This is a genomic window from Foetidibacter luteolus (assembly GCF_009650435.1).
Taxonomy (GTDB): domain Bacteria; phylum Bacteroidota; class Bacteroidia; order Chitinophagales; family Chitinophagaceae; genus Foetidibacter; species Foetidibacter luteolus.
In genome coordinates this window covers 33583-53832 of sequence record NZ_VVIP01000028.1, presented here as the reverse complement: position 1 = coordinate 53832, position 20250 = coordinate 33583, and the positions used below count along the sequence as shown (strand labels likewise).

Sequence of the window (20250 nt, the reverse complement as noted above, 5' to 3'; positions counted from 1 at the left end):
GCTGCGATGGCTTCACCGGGGTATCCGCTGCAATCCCTCACCCAAAAGTGAAACCCGCTGCGTATTTGCAGGCCGGGTTAAGTGCAGGTGGTTCAAATGGCTAATAACCCGTAAGCTGTACAGGTGCAATATGAGGTGTAAATGGGTGGCTCTGCTTTGCATCTTGCATTTAAACAATGTAGGCACTACATCATATTAACAGCATCTTAAACACGGTTCATAGGTATTTATATTTAGTTTGTGAACAATTTATCGTTCAACCGCATGTACAAAAGCAAGCGTATTTATTTATATATCATCGGTTTTGTTTTGTTTTGGGCTAATGCGGTACATGGCCAGGTAAGGCCAAACCTTCCCAACAGTCAAACAGGGGTTGGTTATGATAGCCAGGGCAGGCCGATTAAAAAAAGCACCGATTCACTGTCGCTTAAACACCGTGATGCCAATGAAGATTCCATTACCATCAGCTTTAAGTATTTTGATTCTTCCAGGATAAATTTCCTGGATTCTTCCATCAACGATTTCAGGCGGCGTTACCCCGTACCTTATACTTATAACGACCTGGGCAATTTTGGCACGGCAACCTATCCGCTGCTTTTTACGCCCAACATGAAGCCCGGCTGGGATGCCGGCTTTCACGCCTTTGACCCCTACATGTACAAACTGGAAGAAACAAAGTTTTATACCACCACCCGGCCTTATACTGACCTTGCCTACATGATAGGCAGCAAGGCCGAACAAATGATTAACCTTACCCACACGCAAAACCGGGGCAGTAACTTTAATTTTACGTTTGACTACCGGTTTATCAATTCTCCCGGTACTTACCGTAACCAAAATACCAGCCACAGCAACATAAGGGTTAATGCATTCTACCAGTCTAACAACAAACGCTACGGTGCTTACCTTATTTACATTCTAAACAGTATAAAGTCGTCAGAAAACGGCGGGTTAATTGATGAAAAGCGACTGGACAGCCTTACCCGCGGCGACCCGTTTGAGTTATTGTCCAGGCTGGGCAACAGGGCAGCCGGTATATCCCGTAACTTTTTTAATACAAACGTGGCTACCGGCAACCAGTACAATACCAGCACTATTTTTTTCCGGCACTATTACGACCTTGGCAGTAAAGATTCCCTGGTTACAGACTCGGTAACTTATAAACTATTCTATCCCAGGCTTAGGCTGCAGCATACCTTTAGCTTTACCAAGTACCAGTACAGCTTTAGGGACTATGTACCTACCTCTTCTAACTACAGCGCCTACTTTAATTACTACAACCCGTTGGATACGGTGTTGTTTAAAGATGTTTGGCAGGATTTTACCAACGAGTTCAGCCTGCTCACCTTTCCGGAGAAAAAGAACCTGAACCAGTTTTTAAAACTGGGGGCGGCTTTCCAGTTTTTGAAAGGACAGTTTGATACATCGGCAAGAAGCCAGTTTAGTAATACTTACCTGGTAGGGGAGTACCGTAACCGCACCCGCAACCAAAAATGGGATATAGAGGCCAATGGGCGCTTTTATATAACGGGCAGTTATGTAGGTGATTATGCTGCTTACATTAGCCTTAAACGTATACTGGGCAAAAAGATAGGCTCGCTGGAAGTAGGCTTTCAAAACGTAAACCGCACACCATCTTACCTATTTGAAAACAGGACGTCTTTTCCCGTAACGCTGCAGCAGGATTTAAAGAAGGAAAACACCACCCGCATTTTTGCCAACCTGTACCTGGCCGCGTTAAAGCTGCAACTATCCGGCAATTATTACCTGGTAAGCAACTATACTTATTTCGACAATTTTTTTAACCCGCAGCAGGAAGGCGCCCTGTTTAATATGCTGCAGCTTAGCGGCGAGAAGAAATTCAGGCTAAGCAGGTTTTTTAACTGGTATGCGCAGTTGCATGTACAGCAGGCAACCGGCAACCCGCCTGTAGCTTTTCCCTCTGTATTAACCCGCAACCGCCTTGCTTTTGAAGGCAATTTTTTCACCAATTTGTTTCTTTCCACCGGCGTTGAAATAAGGTATTATACGTCTTTTAAGCCCTATAATTATTCACCATTTACCGGCCAGTTTTTTTACCAGGATACTTATTCTGTTTCCAACCGGCCGGATGTTGACCTGTTCTTTCATTTCCGCATCAAAAGCTTTAAGTCGTTTGTACGGCTGGAAAATGTAAATTCCTTCAGCCTGGGCAGCGGCACATCAGGGGCTGGGTTTAATAAGCCCAACTTTACTGTGCAGCATTATCCCGGCCGGGCCATGTGGCTAAGGTTTGGCTTTTGGTGGGGGTTTGTAAACTAACGGCGTTTGTATGCCATTACCATTTGCCATATAGCATGTGCTGTTGTTACAGCTAATGGGTGCATGCCAACTTGAGCGCTTATTTTTTAAAACATTATTATTTTTTGGAAGATAAAACTCCACACCCTTATTTTGCACCCGGAAGGATGGCAGAGTGGTCGATTGCGTCGGTCTTGAAAACCGAAGACTGTCACAGGTCCGGGGGTTCGAATCCCTCTCCTTCCGCTGAAATGCTCATGGTGTAAAAGCTTGAGCATTTTTTTTTGGAGAAATCCTGATGTCGTAAGGGCATGATGATGAGGGGGCAATTAATCCGCCTGATAATAAAATACATTATTTGCATTTGCAGATAGCGATAAAATGAACGAATAACTATTCGGAAGTTAGGTTTTCCAGATCATTTAAATCTTTAGCCCTTCCTGACGATTTTTTAGCCTCTATCAAATTATTTTTATGAATAGTCCTGATCTTTAGGTCTTCATCTTCAAAAATGACAGCTTTGCCAAAACACTCCTGAAAATCCAGCCCTTTTACTTTAACCATAATATCAATAGCTACCGGAGGAACGCCAAAAGTAAATACATCCCAGTTTGGATGAAACAGGAAGTTATTTTCTGTCATATCAAAAACTGGCATCCCAAATTGATCAAAAGCCTTTTTCAGTTTTTGATAATTGCCTGCAGTGCGTTCAACCCAAATATCCATATCGCCTGTTGTTCTTGCGTAACCGTGCAGGATTACAGAAAAACCGCCTACAAGAATATATCTCACTTCCTGCTTATTCAGCGCAGCCAGAAAATCTATAAAGTCATCATTAAAAATGTTAGCCATTAATGATTTCTTGTAACTGCTTTGAATACTGTTCTATCTAATTTTGGAGGTTTGTTTTCCGGATAGTTGAAGGCAATGCTGTTAAGGTAACCAGCAATTTTAAGCCTCTCCTGCCAACTCAAACTCCTGTAGTACGTGGAATGGTTTGCTGCTTCTTGCGCTGTTTGCGCCTTAAAAGCAAAGCGGTTTAACCGAAATGCAGACATATCCAAAATTACATATTTCTGTTAACCATAGAATTAATTAATACGGCTTAAATTATGAACTCCCAATAAATAATCAATATCGTATAAAATTGCTGCGTGTTTCCCGCCATCTTTTCCAATATCTGTTGAAATTTTGGAAGCAGGATTTGTTTCTTTGATTGCACTTTTTTGTTGTTTAATACCAAAAAAAATATATTAATTGTTGAAAACAAACTGCATTTTATAGCCGTCTAACCAGTAATGATCTTAAAATCTCCAGCCGCCCGGGCGGCTAAATAACCTACCCTGCGGGAAAAGCTGCATAGCGAATCCAGCCGTACAAGGGAGTGACACAACGAAGCTTCATGCTTGTCCTCCTGCCGGTAACATAAAAACTCCGCTTTGGGTTAACTACTCAACCTGAAATAATTACTGCCGCAATTGGTTATTTTTACAGAATGATGAACCAGGTATTGTTTACAGATATGGGCCGGCAGCCTGCTTATGCGCAGGTATGGAATTTTCAGGAAGGCTTGTTGCAGCAGAAGGTTAAACAAAAATCCGGCGGCGAAAAGCCTGCGCAGCACCTGCTTTTTGTGGAGCATGCTCCGGTATATACCCTGGGCAAAAACGGCAAGGCAGAGCATGTATTGATATCTGAAACCGAAAGGCTGGAAAAAAACATTGAATATTTTCACATTAACCGTGGCGGCGATATTACTTTTCATGGCCCGGGACAGGTGGTTGGTTACCCCATTTTTGACCTTGAGCAATTTAAAACTGACCTGGGCTGGTACCTGCGCAGCCTGGAGGAAGTGATCATACTCACCATGGCTGAATATGGCCTTTATGGTGAGCGCAGCAAAGGTGAAACCGGCGTTTGGCTGGAGCCCTCTGTGCCGGGCAGGGAACGTAAAATTTGCGCCATGGGCATTCGCTGCAGCCGCTGGGTTACCATGCACGGTTTTGCTTTTAACGTAAATACAGATTTAAACTTCTTTAATTATATTGTTCCCTGTGGCATTCAAAATAAACAGGTTACATCCCTGGCAAAGGAATTGGGGCATGATGTAAATGTTGCCGAAGCAAAAGAAAAGCTGAAGCGTAATTTTTGCCGGGTATTTAATGTGCAAATGCTGGATGAACCGGTTTACAGCCCTGCAGGCGGCGAGCTTCTGTTATCTCATTAATTAAACCAACCAATGGCAAATACGCACCAGCCGCAATTGAACCTTACGGATATTGAACAAATGCTGCGTAGGCAGGGCTATATTACGGACGATGCCGTTGCTATGTCTGTGTTTTTGTCGTTGCAGTTAAACAAGCCTTTGCTGGTTGAAGGCCCAGCAGGCGTTGGCAAAACAGAAATTGCCAAGGTAATGGCCAGGGCTTTGCAAACAGACTTAATACGCCTGCAATGTTACGAGGGGCTGGATGCAACCCATGCCTTATACGAATGGAACTACCAGCGCCAGTTGCTGCACCTTAAAATGACGGAGCATGACGGCCAATCCGTTACCGAGAAAGAGAAAACCATTTTCAGCGATGAATTTTTAATGAAGCGGCCTTTGCTGCAGGCTATTACACACCACAAAAAGCCGGTATTGCTGATTGACGAAATAGACCGCTCTGATGAAGAGTTTGAAAGTTTTTTGCTGGAAGTACTCAGCGACTGGCAGATAACTATTCCTGAAACGGGCACCATCAAAGCAACAAATATTCCCCAGGTTATTTTAACCGGCAACCGCACCCGTGAGCTAAGCGAAGCGTTAAGAAGGCGATGCCTTTACCTGTATATTGATTACCCGGATTTTGAAAAAGAGTGGCTGGTGGTAAAAAGCAAAGTGCCGGAAATAGATACAAAGCTGGCTGAACAAATTACCCGTTTTATGCAGGCCTTGCGGCAAATGAAACTGGAGAAAACCCCCGGCGTTGCGGAAACACTCGATTGGGCCATGGCCTTGGCGGCGCTGCATATTGATTACCTGGACAGGTCTGTTATTGAACAAACACTCGGTGTAATACTGAAAGATTGGAGAGATACCCGGCAGGCGCAATTATCGTTAAGCGAACTGATGGAAAAAACGGGCATTATTTCTAAAATTGAATTATAGGTAAAGCATGAGGGCAGCGATAATTTATGATATGGGCTGTGGCCTTTCATGGCATCATCGTTGCGTCGCAAGCACTTCATCGCCTGGTTTTTCATGGCATCTTTTCAGACCCGGATAGATAATGTTTCTGGCACCTGCGGTAGCAGAAACAGGAGCAGTTGTTCAGCCCCCGGATAAAAAGCCTGCCACTGCATTCAACTTAACCTCATTTATGCTTCAACGCCATACATCACTTTCGCAAAACATCATACACTTTTGCCGCTACCTGCGGGGCAAAGGGTTTACGCTGGGCGTTGATGAAGAAATAACCGCCCTTAAAGCCCTGGAATGTATTGATTACAGCAGCCGGCAGGTATTAAAGCTGGCGTTAAAAGCTATTTGCTGCAAATCGCAAAAGCAGTTGCATGAGTTTGATGCTTTGTTTAATGATTACTGGCAAGAGCTTGGCAAAGCGGTTGACGCAAAAGTGAAAACAGGGCCGGAAAAGAAAATACAAACCAATGGTAAGGATGCTTCCTTTACATCGCTGAAAAGCTGGCTGAATGGCCACCGCAACCAGGAAACAGAAGAAATGGCCGTGTACAGCGTGCAGGAAAGCCTCACGAAAAAAGATTTTAGTGCCGTGCCAGATGATGAGGTGGACGAGTTGATGCGGAACATAAAAGCACTGTCTAAAAGGCTGGCCGCACATATTAACCGCCGCTACCAGCGAGATAATCATGCAAACATTCCAGACCTGCGCAGGACGTTAAGAAAAAATATGCGCCGCGGTGGTGAGTTGCTGGATATCGTTTTTCATCAACCTAAACGCAACCGTACTAAACTGGTAATACTTTGCGATGTAAGCAAATCTATGGATTTATATGCTGCCTTCCTGCTGCAGTTTATGTACGCTTTTCAGCAGGTATATAAACGGGTAGAAACCTTTGCCTTCAGCACCGGTTTGCAACGGATAACAACTTTGCTTAAACAGCGGGACTTTGCCACTGCCATGCAATGGGTGCAAGGGCAAAACCAGGGCTGGGGGGGCGGCACCAAAATAGGGGAGAGCCTTCACAGGTTTACAGAAGATTATGCGGGGCAACTGCTGGATAAGAGGACCATTGTAATTATCATGAGCGATGGATGGGATACGGGCGATATACCGGTATTGCAGCATAGTATGGAAACCATCCGTAACAAATGCCGCAAAATAATTTGGCTAAACCCGCTGGCTGGTTACCACGCATACAGCCCCGGCGTGGCAGGCATGAAGGCAGCGTTGCCTTATGTGCATGTTTTTGCCCCGGCGCACAATGCGGAAAGCCTTAGAAGGCTGGGGCAGTGGTTGTAGAGGGCAGTCATTAAATTTCGCTGTGGAGAAATAGTTTTATAGGTATGTCAAAAAACAACAAAGGCATTAAGCAGGCAATTGTTCATTCCATTAGAAATGGTGAAAGGCTAAAGCAGCATGATAACATCATAGCTGAATCTCCATTGCAGATAATCCTTGTTCATGGCCCGGCTTTAAACCGGCAAAAAGAATTACTTTCTGTAACCATGCGTACGCCGGGTGAAGATTTTAACCTGGTTACAGGCTTCCTCTTTTGCGAAGGCATCATTCAGCAGGCCACAGATATTTTATCCGCCAGGTTCGTTGGTAACCCCGGTGATGAAGACCTGCAGGAAAACACCATAGAAGTAAGCCTTGCCCCTCATGTTCTGTTTAACGCGGTTGAGCGGAAAAGGAATTTTATAGCCAGTTCCGCATGTGGCTTTTGCGGCAAAACCACGGATGACCTGGTAAAGCAAAAGGCGGTATTTAAACCTGTGGGCACAGGTTTTCAAATTAACGCTTCTGTTATAGGGGCTTTGCCCGCCTTGCTGCAATCATCGCAGGGGTTGTTTAGTAATACCGGCGGCGCCCATGCTGTTGCGCTGGTAAACAATACCGGCCAAATATTGCAGGTGGCTGAAGATGTGGGCAGGCATAATGCCATGGATAAACTGGCAGGCTATTTATTAAAACAGCAGATGCTGCCCCTGCATAATAACCTGTTATTGTTTAGCGGAAGGTTAAGCTACGAACTGGTGCAAAAATCTTTAATGGCCGGGGCGCCCATGCTTTGTTCCATTGGGGCGCCCACAAGCCTGGCCATTGAACTGGCCGGCGACTATGGCCTTACCGTAATTGGCTTTGTTAAGAACAACAGCTTCAATATTTATTGCGGGGCGGAAAAAATCATTGGTTCGTAACTTGCAGCAAATTAACCGGCATGAAACTAAGGTTTGAGAAAAACTCCATACGCTACCGCATCAAAAAATCAGAGTTACTCTTGCTTAAAGAAAATGGCTTTGTGAAAGATGAGGTTGCTTTTCCTGCCGCTACACTTACCTACGAGCTGCGCATTGCCGATGTACCCGCCTTGCTAGCCGAAATAAGCAACAACAATATCTGTATCCACATACCCTCGCCTGTAGCCATCAGTTGGATGGAGACAGACGAAGTGGGCATTTATCATTCATTACCGATAAAGGGCAGGGAGGCACTTGATATAGTTATCGAAAAAGATTTTCCCTGTAAAGACAGGCCGGGAGAAGACAAGAGCGACACTTTTACAGAATTAGTTGATACAGGCACTGCGGGTAAAGTTTGTTAGCCTGTACAGGCCTTTGCTTAAATGTCGCCCAAAGAACAATGCGTACAAGAGTGCGACGCAAGGGACGCTTAATAGATGTTCCTGCCGTTGGGCTCATAATGCTCTCCTTCAGACGATGGAGGCTTTTCTGCCGCCGGGCTAATAAAAAACCTGCACAGTATTTTACAGTGCGTTCGTATCTTTCTATATTTCAGTATAATATGTTTCATGACTAATACAAAACAACGCATCGCTTCTATTGATATCCTTCGTGCCCTTACCATGCTGTTGATGATTTTTGTGAACGACTTGTGGTCGTTAAAAGACATACCCGCCTGGCTGGAGCATGTGGAGCATGGCGTTGATGGCATGGGCCTTGCTGACGCTGTGTTTCCAGCGTTTTTGTTTATTGTAGGGCTGTCTATACCGTATGCCGTCAGTAACCGTATAAGCAAGGGCGATAATAAGGCGCAGGTGGTATGGCATATTGTGATGCGCTCCATAGCGCTGCTGGTAATGGGGCTGTACCTTGTTAATGGAGAAGGCATTAATGAGGCGGCAACAGGTATGCGGCGCGTGGTATGGAATGTTATATGCTGCACCTGCTTTGTTATTATCTGGAACGCGTACCCCAAAACGGTAAGGGCCATTAATGTAAATGTGGCTAAGGCAGTGGCTATAATTGTATTACTTATACTGGCATGGGTGTACCGCGGTGGAGATGATGGCAATGTTACCCGTTTTGCACCGCAATGGTGGGGTATTCTCGGCCTTATCGGGTGGAGTTACCTGTTGGGCGCTTTGATATACGCGTTTTCAAATAACAAGCTTTATATCAACATTATCGCATGGCTTTTACTGCTGCTGTTATCAGTACTCCACCATGCGCACCAACTTCCTGAAAGTAAATTGATGCATACCATCATTGGGCCCCTGGGCCAAGGAGGTTTAACCGCACTGGTAATGGGAGGTGTTGTTACATCGCAGGTGTTCAGGGGTTTTGTACAGCGCAACCAGCCAGTAAAATTAATGGTAACGCTTTTTGTGATGGCTATAGTTTTTATGGGTGCGGGTTTTGCCCTGCGCCCTATTGGAGGTATTGCCAAATTGGGTGCAACGCCATCCTGGGTATTAATCTGCAGCGCCATAGCCATACTGGTGTTTATACCTGTTTATGCCATTGCAGATGTGCAGGGTAAGTCGCGTTGGTTTACATTAATAAAACCAGCCGGTACAGATACGCTGCTTTGTTACCTGCTGCCTTACTATGCGTATGCTGTTGTTGTATTATTGGGTTTGCACCTGCCGGATGCGCTGCTTACAGGCGGCGTAGGGCTTTTAAAATCGCTGGCGTTTGCTTTGCTTATGGTTGTGTTAACGGGCTTGTTAAGCAGGATGGATGTACGGCTTAAACTATAGTTTTTTATGGGGCAGGCTGTCCCGAACCTTCGGGACTGCTATGAGGCTTTGGTTGTGTCACTCACTTGTACGCCTTGTTCTTTGGGCGGCTTTTCACCCGCGTAGAAACTGGTGTTACTTCAGTTCATTCAACACCTTATACATTTTTTGCACTACCGCCCCCGCGCTGCCGCTGTAATTATTTACCATAATGGCAAAGCTGTATTGTACACCCGCTGCGGAAGTGTGGTACCCCGTATACGCCCTTGCGCCACCGATAGAGCCACTCTTCATGCGCATGCCATTGTAGGTGGGCAGGCCGGCATAGAAACTTTTAAACCAGCTTTTGCTTTTGGCATATTGCAAAGCGGTAACCATAGCTTTTGTGGTAACCCTGTTTTGCGGTGAAAGGCCGCTGCCATCCATAATATTTAAGGCGCTTTCTTCTATGCCCCGTTCTTTCCAGAATTTGTTCAAGAATTCGATGCCTTTTTGGGTAGAACCAAACCCGGTCTTTTCGTAAGCCACTGTTTTCAGCAGGGCTTCTCCGTACAGGTTAATGCTTTTTTGTAAAAACCAATAAATGATGGAATCGAGAGTGGGGGAGTAATGGGTATAAATATTTACCGGCGTTGTTGTTTTTTCTTTGTTTTCCAAAGCTTGCCTTTTAATTGGTATGCCTTGCTTATCCATTTCTTCTTCCATAAATAAGATAAGCTGATGAGCCGGGTTGGGTATGGAGCCGGATATAACAAAGCTTGCCGGGCCTGCCGGAACAGTGCCCCTTACATAACCAAAATGTGTATAAGGCGCCAGGTAAATATATCCATTATCCCCGCTACCGGCAGGGCCAGTTGTAACTTCACTTACCAGTGAGACGCCATATAATTCAGGTTCGGTTTTAATGATGCTCACTTTATCGTCTACCCTTGCGCCGGGCTTTAGAAATAAATCATATTGATTTTCGTGCCAGTTAAGGGCGCATGCTCCGGCGCCATAATAGTTGCCGATGTCATCCCATATCCAACCGCCGGGAATGGTTTGGCTTTCAAATTTTGTGCCTTCCCCGCTTATGTTGCCAGTAATCTGTTCAATGCCGGCCTTTTTCAGCATATTGATAGCAGAATCGGCAAAGCAGGTTTCCTTCCGTCCTTTAAAACGCCATGAACCCAGTGTAGGGTCGCCATAACCGGTAATTGTAAGGTTGCCGCTAAGAAGGTTGTTGGAAATATTACCGGTATAGCCAATCTCCGTTTTATACCTGTATTGTTCACCCAACGTTTCCAGCGCGGCTATGGCGGTAAAAATCTTTTGTGTGCTGGCAGGCGCCAGTCCAATTTCTTCGTTGTAGCCGTAAACAGGTTTGCCTGTTTTGGTTTCTGCCACATACAGGCTTACCGAAGCATGTTTTAGCTGCTCATCTTTCAGCAAGGTTTGCATGGCTTTGGCCAGTCCTTTGTCTGTGGTTTGCGCCGCCAGGTTATTTGCCAGCAGCAGTAAACCAATTACCATGTTAAATGTTCTCATATACTTTACCTTGCGCTAAAATTAAAGACAGACAACGAATTATATGGAAAGGAACTATATCAAAAGAGTATACGCCTCCATTATTACGATAGGAGATGAACTGCTGATAGGACAGGTTATTGATACCAACAGCGCCTGGATGGCGCAGGAGTTGAATAAAATTGGCGTTTGGGTAAAACACCGGGTGGCTGTAGGCGACGGATGGGATGATATTTGGCAGGCACTGGATGAAGAGGGCCGCAGGAGCGATATTATACTGATTACCGGCGGGCTGGGCCCCACCGCCGATGATATTACCAAACCGCTGCTGTGCGAATACTTCGGCGGTAAAATGATAATGCACCAGGAAACACTGGCGCATGTAACCTACCTGTTTGAGCATGTGTTCCGCCGGCCGATGCCGCTGCTGGAACGCAACCGCAAGCAGGCCGAAGTGCCGGATGTATGTACCGTACTAAAAAATACCAACGGCACTGCGCCGGGTATGCTGTTTGAAAAAGAAGGAAAGATATTTATCAGCATGCCGGGTGTGCCGCATGAAATGAAGGGCATTATGCAGGAGCATGTGCTGGGCCTGGTAAAAGAACGTTTTATGCTGCCGTTCATTGGCCATCGTACCCTGCTTACGGCAGGTATTGGCGAATCTAACCTTGCGGAAATAATAAAACAATGGGAGGAAGCATTACCAGCATTTGTAAAACTGGCTTACCTGCCCAGCTACGGCATGGTGCGCCTGCGCCTTACCGCCAGTGGTGAAAAAGACGAAGTAAATACGACCCTTGATGCAGAGTTTGCAAAACTGCAGGTGCTTGTGAAGGAATACCTGGTAACCAATGAAGACCTGCCCATGGAACAGGTGATTGGCAAAGTGCTGTTGCAAAAAGGTAAAACCATGTGCACGGCAGAAAGCTGTACGGGTGGTTATATTGCCCACCTTATTACTTCTGTCGCTGGTGCTTCGCGGTATTTTTGGGGCAGCATTGTTAGTTATGATAACAGCATAAAACAGAATGTACTTGGCGTAAAAACAACAACCCTGCAAAATAACGGCGCCGTAAGCGAGGAAACTGTTGTGGAAATGGCCACCGGCGCACTGGCCGTTACCGGCACCGATTTTTCCGTTGCAGTAAGCGGTATTATGGGGCCGGACGGTGGCAGTGCGGAGAAACCCGTGGGCACTGTTTGGATAGCCGCCGCCTGCCAGGGCAAGACTGCTACCAAAAAGCTTAGCCTGCGTTTTGACCGCCAGCGGAACATTCAGTTAACGGCTACCAATGCACTTAACTTTCTGCGTGCCTTTGTGCTGGAAAACGCCTGATAAGGTAAATTAATGCAGAACCGTTACTTTTGAGCCGGATAGCCGCTTAGAGGCAGGATGCACATTGCTGCATAGCGGATAAGGCGCAAAAGAGTGCGACGCAACGGAAGCTTCATAGCAGTAATGAAGCCGGGCCCATAAATGAATTTCACTTACAGCTTGCTGTAAGGCATAATACTAAAAATTGCAAACCATATATGGCATTAGTTGATTTGGTGATGCCCAAACTGGGTGAAAGCATAGTGGAAGCCACGATTTTAAAATGGCTGAAGAAACCTGGCGATAGCGTACAGCAGGATGAAACCGTGCTGGAAATTGCCACGGATAAGGTGGATAGTGAAGTGCCAAGCACGGTTGCGGGTACCATTAGCGAAATTTTGTTCAATGTTAACGATGTGGTGCCCATAGGTTCTGTAATTGCACGTATTGAAACCGAAGTGTCTGTAGCTGCCCAACCGGCGCTCCTGCCTGATGAAGATGCTGGTATAGAAGACCTGGAAGAAATTACCATGGCTGTTCCCTACCAGCCTACGCCCACGGTACATGTGCCTGCCGGAAGTAACCGTTTTTACTCGCCGCTGGTATTGAATATAGCCAACAGTGAGGGTATTGCGTTAAGCGAACTGGAGAAAATTCCGGGCTCGGGCAATGAAGGCCGGGTTACCAAAAAAGATATACTGGAGTACGTGGAAAGCCGCAAAAACGGCAGTGCAAACAAAGTTGCCGAAAAGGTAAGCCCGCAGGCAGCAGCAGATGCACCCGCCATTACTACAGACATATTAACCCAGCCAAAAGCTCAACCAGCCAAGCAACCTGAACCGGCGCAACCGGCTGTGGTTTCTACAGAAGTGGCTACCGTGCCTAAAGCCGGTAGTGCTGAAAGTAATGTGGAAGTAATTGAGATGGACCGCATGCGTAAAATGATTGCCCGCCACATGGTTGACAGCAAACATACCAGCGCCCATGTAACCAGCTTTGCCGAAGCCGACGTTACCAATATGGTGCTCTGGCGTGAAAAAGTGAAGAAAGATTTTGAGAAAAGGGAGAATACGAAAATAACATTTACCCCGCTCTTTATAGATTGCCTGGTGCGTGTAATGAAGCGTTATCCGCTCATCAATAGCTCGGTTGATGGCGAACGCATCATCGTAAAAAAAGACATCAATATCGGTATGGCCACGGCGCTGCAAAACGGTAACCTCATCGTGCCTGTTATCCGCAATGCCGATTACCTTAACCTGGTAGGCCTTAGCAAGTCAGTAAATACGCTTGCTGACAATGCCCGTAACAACAGGCTTAAGCCCGATGATACGCAGGGCGGTACTTTTACGCTTACCAATGTGGGCACTTTCGGCAGCCTGATGGGAACGCCCATCATTAACCAGCCGCAGGTGGCCATACTGGCCGTAGGCGCTATTAAAAAACGCCCCGTTGTAATTGAAACCGAACAGGGCGATACCATTGGCATAAGGCACATGATGTACCTGTCTTTAAGTTACGACCACCGCATTATAGACGGCAGCCTGGGCGCATCCTTTCTTACCGCTGTTGCCAGGGAGTTTGAGCAGTGGGATATAAACCGTAACTGGTAAAGCCTACGGCTTTAAATGAGTTTTTTGGGACGAACTGAGGAACAAGAATTAAGCGCCTGTTGTGTCACTCACTTGTACTCCAACGCTTTATTGAGCAGCAAAAACGGCAGCCCTCATCATTGTGAATACCGATTGATAATTCTCTTTGGCAAAACGAAGAATGCGCTGCGGAACTTGCAGTTCCGCGGTGCTGCGTACAAAAGGCCCAATTGCCATGGAAACACGGAATTGATTGCAAAGCGGCCTGCTTTGCAGAATAATATTTTACCTGCATAGCCTTACCCATTCTCCCAAACCACCTATTTTTGCGGGCTTTTACAACATGGGCATGAAGAAAACCTTTCCGGGCAAGACTGTTTTAATATTGTTATTTACACTCTTAACAGCAATAATTGCAAACGCGCAGAATACAAAGGCTACCGGTGGCTGGTATGTGGCTAACCTTATGTACAAACCAGACAGTAGCTGGAACTTCTTCTTTGAAACACAAACCAGGTCACAAAACGTTACAGATGTTTTCTTTTATCACGAGTTTAAAGGAGGTATAGCTTACAACATTCTCAAAAAACACCAGTTGTTGCTTGGTTTTGGGGATTACAAAACCTATAGCTCCACCGGAAATTATAAAACACCTATGCTGGCAAAAGAGTTCAGGATATGGCAGCAGCTTACCATAAACAACAATATTGACCGTGTTAAAATTGATCACCGCTACCGCATTGAACAGCGTTGGTTAAACGGTGATTTTCGCAGCCGTTTCAGGTATCGCCTTAACCCGCTGATTCCTGTTAATAAAAAGAAAATAGAAACTAACGCGGTGTTTGTTTCTGTGTTTGATGAAGTATTCTTTGGAAACCTGGCGCCTTATTTTGAAAGAAACCGTTTCTTTATGGGGCTCGGTTATGTATTCAGCAAAAGTTTTTCGGTGCAATCCGGCTGGATAAGGCAGTACGACTACCGTAAAGCCGATGACGGCAGCGGCAAGAATTTCTTTCAGACAACACTCTTCTTTAGTTTAGACCGTAGCAATGAAGCAAGAGAATGGCACCCGGGGAATATAGATTAGCCAGGTGTGTTACCAATCTTCCAGTTTAAAAATATCTTTTAGCCTGGCGCCCCTTTCTGTTTGCTGCAAGGTGCAGCACTCTGTTTCACGGTCGTGTTCAAAGAAAAGGATGTATTCATTTTCCAGGGCTTCTTTCAGGAAGACTTTCTTTTCCTGTAAGGTAGTAAGCGGAAACATATCGTAAGCCATTACATAAGGCAGGGGTATATGGCCTGTAGAGGGCAGCAGGTCAGCCATATAAACAATGGTTTTGCCTTTGTATCGTATTTGCGGCAGCATCATCATATCGGTGTGGCCATTTACAAATCGCAGAGATATATTTTCGCTGAAGGCAGTGCTGCCAAGGCTGCCAGTTTCCTCTATTGAGCCGGCAGGGGTATGAATAAATTGTAACTGGCCGCTTTTCTGTATGGGCAGGATATTGTCTTTTAAAAAAGAAGCTTTTTCTCTTTCGTTGGGTTGGGTAGCCCATAGCCAATGCCGTTCGTTGCTCCAGTAAATGGCGTTTTTAAAAGCGGGGATTAACTGGTCATGGCTCCTTTCAATGGCGCCGCCGCAATGGTCAAAGTGCAGGTGTGTAAGAAGAACGTCGGTGATGTCATCTTTAGTAAAGCCATGTTTCTTTAGTGAGTTCTCCAGTGTTGCAGTCCCGTGCAGGTAATAATGGCTGAAGAATTTAGTTTCCTGTTTATTGCCGATGCCGGTATCAACCAGTATCAGCCGGTTGCCGTCTTCAATCAGCAGCAGGCGCATGGCCCAGGTGCACATGTTGTTTTCATCTGCCGGGTTTAGCTTGTTCCAGATGCTTTTGGGCACTACACCAAACATGGCGCCGCCATCCAGTTTAAACAGTTCCGTGTCTATTGTGTAAAGCTTCATGAGAGTTGCAGTTGTTTTTGTTTGCGCAGGGCGGTATATAGCAGCACTAACCCGGCTACAAAAAATACGATGAGGGATAAAACGGAATTCTTCATGCCGCCGCGATGTGCCGTAAGTTCTTCTATAAACCCAAAGCTGAAGATGCCGATAACAATGGCTATTTTCTCCGTCAAATCATAATAGCTGAAGTAAGAAGCGGTATCTTTTGTTTCCGGCATCAGCTTACTGTAGGTGGACCGGCTGAGGGATTGTATGCCACCCATCACCAGCCCCACAGCGGTGGCCAGGCCGTAAAAATGAAACTCAGGGTTACCTCCCTGTTCTTTGTACCAAGCTGTAAAGTAGGCCGCTACGCAAACCAGTATCCAGAAAACCACTACGCCCATCAGTACCTGCAGGTTGCCATATTTAGCGGAAAGCCGGCTCATTAAGATAGCTCCTACAATTGCCACTAACTGAATAATTACAACAGTAATGATGAGTTTGGTATCGCTAAGGCCCAATAACTTACTGCCAAAAAGTGTGGCTGCAAGCATAACCGTTTGCACGCCCATGCTGTAACAGAAAAAACCCCTCAAAAAACGCTTGAGAACCGGCATCTTTTTTACTTCGTTGTACACTTTCTTTACTTCTTTAAAGCCATCCGTAAGTACGTTGCCTTTGGCTTTTTCAACCTTAGTTGTTTTGGGCAGCCTTGCAAAGGTTATTTGGGCAAAACCAATCCACCAAATACCTACCAGCAAAAAGGTAATCCTGGGGCCGGATATGGTAGGATGATCAGCAAATATTACTACCAGCGCAAAACCGATAACCTGCATTAGCACACTGCCAATATACCCGTAGGAGTACCCTTTGGCACTAACCCTGTCCCTGTCTTCGGGGGCAGCTATTTCTGGCAGGTAAGCATTGTAAAAAACAAGGCTGCCTACATAACCCATTGCAGCCATCATAAAGGACAGGATGCCCATCCAAAGGTTTGGCCCTTCAAAAAAATATATGAGGCTGCAGCCCACCGCGCCGAAGTAGCAAAAGAATTGCATGAAACTTTTCTTGTTGCCCCTTGTATCAGCAATGGAGGTGAGGATGGGGTAAGATAAAGCCACCAGCAAATAAGCTACAGAAAGAGTATAGTCGTATAGGGAAGAGTTGACAAAAGTTCTGCCCAGGAAGGGAATGTTATCTCCCCCGAATGCGTCTTTTGTGGATGCAGTAAAATAAATGGGAAAAAAAGTAGTGGTGATAACCAGGTTATACACACTATTGGCCCAATCGTACATGGCCCAGCCGTTGATAACGCGTTTAGGAGCTGTTTGCATGGGTTAAATGTAAGGGAATATTTAGAATGGAGAAAAGGTGAAAAGTGATGATTTATGGGCTTGTTTGCGAATGTTTTGCCGAATAATCACTGCGTAAAAAGAATGAAGCATTGAACTGCAAGGCTACAGCCGCCATAAAAAACCGGAGGATGAAGTGCTTGCGACGCAACAGGCGATGCCATAGAAATATATCGCTGGTATCATAACAGTGAATGGTGAGCAGTAAATGGTGAATGAGGGGCACAACTTACGGCTCCCGGCTCAAAGCTCATGGCTCACCACTCAAAGCCTCTCTACAACACCCCTTGCCAGATAAGTATCAACAGCACAATGCCTGCAATAATCCTGTACCATCCAAACAATTTAAAGCCAAAGCGCTGCAGAAAGCTGATGAAGAATTTGATGGCCAGCATGGCTACGACGAACGCTACAACATTACCAATGCCCAAAGCAATTAAGTTGTTTTTGTCCTTCAGCATTTCCGGTGTTTCCTGGAAAGCTTTCAATAATTTATAACCGGTAGCGGCAGCCATGGTTGGTACTGCAAGGAAAAATGAAAACTCCGCTGCCAGGCTGCGGGTAAGTTTTTGCTGCATACCGCCAATTATGCTGGCTGCGCTGCGGCTAACGCCCGGTATCATGGCAAGGCATTGCCAGATGCCGATAACAAAGCCTTTGCCATAGCTTATCCTGCTTTCTTCCTTAATGGTGGGGCGTTTAAAGATGTTGTCAATAAACAACAGTATAATGCCGCCCACCAGCATAGAGACAGCTACCGTTGTGGGGCTTTCCAGCAGGGCGTCAATTTTATCGGAGAACAGTTTACCCAGTACAAGGGCCGGTATTACGGCGATGATGAGCTTTATGTAAAACTGCCAGCGGCTGAAGTCGAAGAACTTTTTCCAGTACAGCACTACAACTGAAAGAATGGCGCCCAACTGTATCGCTACTTCAAACAGTTTGGTGAATTCATCTTTTTCAATGCCCATTAAAGAGCTGGTGATGATCATGTGGCCGGTGGAAGAGATGGGCAAAAATTCGGTAATACCCTCAACGATAGCGATGATGATTGCCTGTATAATGCTCATAAAACGTTCTACGGGGTTTGCAGTAAAGAAATAAATTCCTGCAAAGAAATGGTATTTACCTTAGGAAAAGATATGGTTTTCAGAATATTAAAATGAGCGTCGTTGGTTACAATAAAATCGGCATTGGCGGCCACGGCGCAGTCAACAAATTTGTTGTCTTCGGGATCGGCGGCGATGAGGTTCCAGTTGAAATCAGGGCTATACAAAAATACATTTCGGCTGTTAACGAGGCCTTCAAGTTCTTCATCAACCGAATAGTTTTTGTACCTCAGTTTTAATTGTTCTTCATATTCCAGCAGAATCTCGCTGGTAATAGCCATTAAGATTTTTTTCTGTTGTATTGCCTGGTAAACAGAATGATACCTGGATTTTGAGGGCACGATAGCGATGAGTACGTTCGTATCTATTACAACAAGCATATTTTACTGGTTGGGGTCATTTAGCCACGCATCAAAGTCTTCCTGGGTATAACCATGTTCTTCCACCGCTTTGTCAATTTTATCCCGCAATTTTTCCAAAAAATAATTAGCAATCAAATCCTTGATGGCGAGTAAATCTTCTTCTGAAGTATTCCTGTTAAACAGCCTCAACATCTCGTGCTGCAGCGGCGTAAACCTGGTAGGCGGCGGCATTTGTTCTAAAATGTTGCTCATATAAACCTCTTTTACCCTTTAAAATTACACAAAAAAAGAGACAGGACGCATCCTGTCTCCACCACTGTTTCAATGTATTTTTATGTTACTTCTGTTTCTTGAAAATACCGTACACCTCAATCAGCAGGCCGCCTACAATTAAAATGGGCGCAACGGTAATCCTGGTAAAGCTGTACACCACGTTATAATCAAAAGTGTTGGGGTCCTGGTTTTTTCCACCGCTCATTAAAAACATGCCCAGCGCAATTACGGCGGCGCCAATACCCATCCATTTATAGTTGTCCCTTGTAAACAAAGGTGCAATTGTTTGTTTTTTCTGTTCAGCCATTGTTATTGGTTTGTAGGGGTGCAATATAGGAAAAATTGGTTAGTGGTAAATGACGAGTGGGGGTGTGCGAAAGATTATTTAACTGTTTGTAATCCCCCACTACCAGCCAACCTCACTTGCCACTTGCCTTTAATACAAATCGTCCAGCTTCATCTTCAGGTACTTCATTACGCTGCGGTGGGTACTGAAAACGGAGATACCAACACCAACCAGTATCATACCGCCAAAAAGTACCAGGTTCAGCTTAATATCCCGGATGGCTTTAAGCTGAGGTATCCAGCTTTCGGCCCATTGTATCAGCCCGAATAATATGGCAATGGCAATCAATGCGCTGATGAGGCCGTTTACAACAGCCCTTAAATCCATCGGCTTGGCAATAAAATTGCGGGTAGCGCCCACCATTTGCATGGTTTTAATTAAAAAGCGGTTGCTGAACATAGCCAGCCGTATCGTATTGTCAATGCTGATAATAACAATAATGCCCAGCAGTACTGATATTACCAAAAACGCCACACCGTATACCCTTGATTTTTCATTTAAAGTGGTAACCAGTGTTTGCGGGTATGTAATGTCTGTAATCTGGTCTTTGTAGGCAGCCATTAGCCTGGCGCTTATTTTTTGCAGGCTGTCTTTGTCCACGTATTCGTTGCGTGCATAAAAGTCTATACTTTCCGGAAGCGGGTTATAGTCCAGTATCTTGCTCCAGTCTTCGTTGTTTTCTTTGTTCCAGATTTCTTTGGCGCTTTCCTTATTGATGTAGGTTACATTTTTGGCCCAGGGTTGGGCGGTTATGTACTGCTGTATCTGGTTAATGGTGTCTTTGTTCATGGTGCGCAGGTAGGCGCTTATGCGGATGTCCTCCTTAAGAGAATTGCCTACCTGCCTGAAGTTTAAAAAGAACCAGCCCATAATGCCCATAATCAACAGCACAATGGCCACACCGATGATACTATAGATATAACTGGGTTTGCTGCGGCGCAGAGAAGATTTTCCAATTTCAGCCATTCGATAATTTTTTTAACCCCCTTCTCCACCG

At 45.4% G+C, this 20250-nt stretch carries 19 protein-coding genes and 1 tRNA gene; 11 read left to right on the top strand and 9 right to left on the bottom strand.

Features of this window, described 5'->3' with window-relative positions:
* The first annotated feature begins 240 nt into the window (after window positions 1-240).
* Window positions 241-2301 carry a putative porin gene (locus tag F0364_RS07890; protein ID WP_153797226.1) on the top strand — a complete coding sequence of 687 codons (2061 nt, stop codon included), beginning with the start codon at window positions 241-243 and terminating at the stop codon, window positions 2299-2301.
* Window positions 2302-2441: 140 nt separating this feature from the next.
* A tRNA-Ser gene (locus F0364_RS07885) sits at window positions 2442-2526 on the top strand.
* 147 nt (window positions 2527-2673) lie between these two features.
* On the opposite strand, the gene F0364_RS07880 is transcribed toward F0364_RS07885, so the two are convergent.
* Window positions 2674-3132: a DUF6036 family nucleotidyltransferase gene (locus F0364_RS07880; RefSeq protein WP_153797225.1), complete on the bottom strand. Its 459-nt coding sequence runs from the start codon at window positions 3130-3132 to the stop codon at window positions 2674-2676.
* Between the two features lie 643 nt (window positions 3133-3775).
* Here F0364_RS07880 and lipB point away from each other — a divergent pair.
* From lipB to F0364_RS07850, 6 genes are all read left to right on the top strand, one after another.
* The gene (gene lipB, locus F0364_RS07875) at window positions 3776-4507 is read left to right on the top strand and encodes a lipoyl(octanoyl) transferase LipB (protein ID WP_153797224.1); all 732 of its coding nucleotides are present in this window, start codon (window positions 3776-3778) and stop codon (window positions 4505-4507) included.
* 12 nt (window positions 4508-4519) lie between these two features.
* A complete protein-coding gene (locus tag F0364_RS07870; protein WP_153797223.1) occupies window positions 4520-5431 on the top strand; it encodes an AAA family ATPase in 912 nt (303 codons plus the stop codon).
* A 211-nt stretch (window positions 5432-5642) separates the two neighbouring features.
* A complete protein-coding gene (locus F0364_RS07865) occupies window positions 5643-6764 on the top strand; it encodes a vWA domain-containing protein (protein WP_153797222.1) in 1122 nt (373 codons plus the stop codon).
* A gap of 44 nt (window positions 6765-6808) precedes the next feature.
* Entirely contained in the window at window positions 6809-7666 is an 858-nt protein-coding gene (fdhD, locus tag F0364_RS07860) for a formate dehydrogenase accessory sulfurtransferase FdhD (protein ID WP_153797221.1), read from the top strand.
* Between the two features lie 20 nt (window positions 7667-7686).
* Window positions 7687-8070: a DUF7009 family protein gene (locus tag F0364_RS07855; protein WP_153797220.1), complete on the top strand. Its 384-nt coding sequence runs from the start codon at window positions 7687-7689 to the stop codon at window positions 8068-8070.
* Between the two features lie 207 nt (window positions 8071-8277).
* On the top strand, window positions 8278-9468 hold the full coding sequence (locus F0364_RS07850; protein ID WP_153797219.1) for a DUF5009 domain-containing protein: 1191 nt from the start codon (window positions 8278-8280) through the stop codon (window positions 9466-9468).
* Window positions 9469-9582: 114 nt separating this feature from the next.
* On the opposite strand, the gene dacB is transcribed toward F0364_RS07850, so the two are convergent.
* Window positions 9583-10974 carry a D-alanyl-D-alanine carboxypeptidase/D-alanyl-D-alanine endopeptidase gene (dacB, locus tag F0364_RS07845; RefSeq protein ID WP_153797218.1) on the bottom strand — a complete coding sequence of 464 codons (1392 nt, stop codon included), beginning with the start codon at window positions 10972-10974 and terminating at the stop codon, window positions 9583-9585.
* A gap of 43 nt (window positions 10975-11017) precedes the next feature.
* On the opposite strand from dacB, the gene F0364_RS07840 reads away from it, so the two are divergent.
* The 3 genes from F0364_RS07840 to F0364_RS07830 all read left to right on the top strand — a co-directional run bounded on the left by F0364_RS07840 (window position 11018) and on the right by F0364_RS07830 (window position 14950).
* Window positions 11018-12292: a CinA family nicotinamide mononucleotide deamidase-related protein gene (locus F0364_RS07840; protein WP_153797217.1), complete on the top strand. Its 1275-nt coding sequence runs from the start codon at window positions 11018-11020 to the stop codon at window positions 12290-12292.
* Between the two features lie 197 nt (window positions 12293-12489).
* Window positions 12490-13884 carry a dihydrolipoamide acetyltransferase family protein gene (locus F0364_RS07835; RefSeq protein WP_153797216.1) on the top strand — a complete coding sequence of 465 codons (1395 nt, stop codon included), beginning with the start codon at window positions 12490-12492 and terminating at the stop codon, window positions 13882-13884.
* 328 nt (window positions 13885-14212) lie between these two features.
* A complete protein-coding gene (locus tag F0364_RS07830; RefSeq protein ID WP_207632564.1) occupies window positions 14213-14950 on the top strand; it encodes a DUF2490 domain-containing protein in 738 nt (245 codons plus the stop codon).
* A gap of 9 nt (window positions 14951-14959) precedes the next feature.
* Here the strand turns inward: F0364_RS07830 and F0364_RS07825 are convergent, their stop codons facing one another.
* From F0364_RS07825 to F0364_RS07795, 7 genes are all read right to left on the bottom strand, one after another.
* Window positions 14960-15829 carry an MBL fold metallo-hydrolase gene (locus tag F0364_RS07825; RefSeq protein ID WP_153797214.1) on the bottom strand — a complete coding sequence of 290 codons (870 nt, stop codon included), beginning with the start codon at window positions 15827-15829 and terminating at the stop codon, window positions 14960-14962.
* A complete protein-coding gene (locus tag F0364_RS07820; RefSeq protein ID WP_153797213.1) occupies window positions 15826-17145 on the bottom strand; it encodes an MFS transporter in 1320 nt (439 codons plus the stop codon). Before F0364_RS07820 ends, F0364_RS07825 begins: the two co-directional genes overlap by 4 nt.
* A gap of 293 nt (window positions 17146-17438) precedes the next feature.
* Window positions 17439-18233, bottom strand: coding sequence for an undecaprenyl-diphosphate phosphatase (locus F0364_RS07815; RefSeq protein WP_153797212.1), 795 nt, complete (start codon window positions 18231-18233; stop codon window positions 17439-17441).
* Window positions 18234-18241: 8 nt separating this feature from the next.
* Complete coding sequence (locus F0364_RS07810) at window positions 18242-18652, bottom strand: putative toxin-antitoxin system toxin component, PIN family (RefSeq protein WP_153797211.1); 411 nt, start codon at window positions 18650-18652, stop codon at window positions 18242-18244.
* Between the two features lie 3 nt (window positions 18653-18655).
* Window positions 18656-18886 carry a DUF8507 family protein gene (locus F0364_RS07805; protein ID WP_153797210.1) on the bottom strand — a complete coding sequence of 77 codons (231 nt, stop codon included), beginning with the start codon at window positions 18884-18886 and terminating at the stop codon, window positions 18656-18658.
* Between the two features lie 85 nt (window positions 18887-18971).
* Window positions 18972-19214 carry a DUF3098 domain-containing protein gene (locus tag F0364_RS07800; protein WP_153797209.1) on the bottom strand — a complete coding sequence of 81 codons (243 nt, stop codon included), beginning with the start codon at window positions 19212-19214 and terminating at the stop codon, window positions 18972-18974.
* A 129-nt stretch (window positions 19215-19343) separates the two neighbouring features.
* Window positions 19344-20219, bottom strand: a complete 876-nt coding sequence (locus F0364_RS07795; protein WP_153797208.1) for a cell division protein FtsX — start codon at window positions 20217-20219, stop codon at window positions 19344-19346.
* Between the last annotated feature and the right edge of the window lie 31 nt (window positions 20220-20250).

Coding starts and splice junctions, on each gene's coding strand:
- F0364_RS07805 (WP_153797210.1), bottom strand. CDS start 18,886: ATGAGCAACATTTTAGAACAAATGCCGCCGCCTACCAGGTTTACGCCG.
- F0364_RS07810 (WP_153797211.1), bottom strand. CDS start 18,652: ATGCTTGTTGTAATAGATACGAACGTACTCATCGCTATCGTGCCCTCA.
- F0364_RS07800 (WP_153797209.1), bottom strand. CDS start 19,214: ATGGCTGAACAGAAAAAACAAACAATTGCACCTTTGTTTACAAGGGAC.
- F0364_RS07820 (WP_153797213.1), bottom strand. CDS start 17,145: ATGCAAACAGCTCCTAAACGCGTTATCAACGGCTGGGCCATGTACGAT.
- F0364_RS07815 (WP_153797212.1), bottom strand. CDS start 18,233: ATGAGCATTATACAGGCAATCATCATCGCTATCGTTGAGGGTATTACC.
- dacB (WP_153797218.1), bottom strand. CDS start 10,974: ATGAGAACATTTAACATGGTAATTGGTTTACTGCTGCTGGCAAATAAC.
- fdhD (WP_153797221.1), top strand. CDS start 6,809: ATGTCAAAAAACAACAAAGGCATTAAGCAGGCAATTGTTCATTCCATT.
- F0364_RS07865 (WP_153797222.1), top strand. CDS start 5,643: ATGCTTCAACGCCATACATCACTTTCGCAAAACATCATACACTTTTGC.
- F0364_RS07830 (WP_207632564.1), top strand. CDS start 14,213: ATGAAGAAAACCTTTCCGGGCAAGACTGTTTTAATATTGTTATTTACA.
- F0364_RS07855 (WP_153797220.1), top strand. CDS start 7,687: ATGAAACTAAGGTTTGAGAAAAACTCCATACGCTACCGCATCAAAAAA.
- F0364_RS07795 (WP_153797208.1), bottom strand. CDS start 20,219: ATGGCTGAAATTGGAAAATCTTCTCTGCGCCGCAGCAAACCCAGTTAT.
- lipB (WP_153797224.1), top strand. CDS start 3,776: ATGATGAACCAGGTATTGTTTACAGATATGGGCCGGCAGCCTGCTTAT.
- F0364_RS07825 (WP_153797214.1), bottom strand. CDS start 15,829: ATGAAGCTTTACACAATAGACACGGAACTGTTTAAACTGGATGGCGGC.
- F0364_RS07835 (WP_153797216.1), top strand. CDS start 12,490: ATGGCATTAGTTGATTTGGTGATGCCCAAACTGGGTGAAAGCATAGTG.
- F0364_RS07850 (WP_153797219.1), top strand. CDS start 8,278: ATGACTAATACAAAACAACGCATCGCTTCTATTGATATCCTTCGTGCC.
- F0364_RS07880 (WP_153797225.1), bottom strand. CDS start 3,132: ATGGCTAACATTTTTAATGATGACTTTATAGATTTTCTGGCTGCGCTG.
- F0364_RS07840 (WP_153797217.1), top strand. CDS start 11,018: ATGGAAAGGAACTATATCAAAAGAGTATACGCCTCCATTATTACGATA.
- F0364_RS07870 (WP_153797223.1), top strand. CDS start 4,520: ATGGCAAATACGCACCAGCCGCAATTGAACCTTACGGATATTGAACAA.